This window comes from Dietzia sp. DQ11-44 (genome assembly GCF_014145205.1).
Taxonomy (GTDB): Bacteria; Actinomycetota; Actinomycetes; order Mycobacteriales; family Mycobacteriaceae; genus Dietzia; species Dietzia natronolimnaea.
In genome coordinates this window covers 1-760 of the sequence record NZ_JAALEC010000002.1, presented here as the reverse complement: position 1 = coordinate 760, position 760 = coordinate 1, and the positions used below count along the sequence as shown (strand labels likewise).

Here is a 760-nt window from a genome sequence, read left to right as displayed (position 1 = left end):
GCCGTCCAGGCGGTCGCCGCCCGGGCCGGGGCCCCGATCGGCGCGGACTTCGCCGTGATGAGCCTGTCCGACCGGCTCAAGCCCTGGGAGGTCATCTCCCGTCGTCTCGACGCGATAGCCGCCGCGGACCTGGTCCTGGCGGTCTACAACCCCGCCTCGCGCTCGCGCACCCGCCAGGTCGCCGACGCCCGCGACGTCCTCCTCCGGCATCGCGACCCGGCCACCCCGGTGGTGGTGGGACGTGACGTGGGCCGGGCCGAGGAGTCCCTGACCATCACCACTCTCGCCGAGCTCGACTGCGACTCGGTGGACATGAAGTGCCTGCTCATCGTGGGCGCGTCCGGGACCCGCGTCACCGAGTCGGGGCGGGTGTGGAGTCCGCGGTTCGTGCGGTCATGACCGGCGCTCCACGGGGTGAGAGAAACGACGACGACGAGGGCGGCGAAGGCGGAATCGGAATCGGAGCTCCCGACCGCGACGCGCTGTGGCGGATCCTCGCCACCCGCCGCGACCACCGGCACTTCCACCCCACCCCGGTGCCGCGCGAGACCATCGATCGACTCCTCGAGGTCTTCGCCGTGGCCCCGAGTGTCGGGTTGAGCCAGCCCTGGCACGTCACCGTGATCGAGGACCGCGGCGTGCGCGAGGCCGTCCACGAGGGATTCCGCACCGTGCGCCGCGCGGAATCCGAGCGATTCGACGGCCGGCGACGCGAGCTCTACGACTCCCTGCGCCTCGAGGGCATCCTCCAGGCACCGGT

2 protein-coding genes are annotated in these 760 nt (G+C 72.5%); both read left to right on the top strand.

Translation table 11 applies throughout. The features are described 5' to 3' along the window. Positions 1-399, top strand: a 399-nt coding sequence (locus tag G6018_RS00060) for a precorrin-3B C(17)-methyltransferase (RefSeq protein ID WP_182638405.1), incomplete at its 5' end; no start/stop codon positions are given. After that, on the top strand, positions 396-760 hold a 365-nt coding region (locus tag G6018_RS00055; RefSeq protein ID WP_241731955.1), incomplete at its 3' end, for a nitroreductase family protein. The genes G6018_RS00060 and G6018_RS00055, both read left to right, overlap by 4 nt.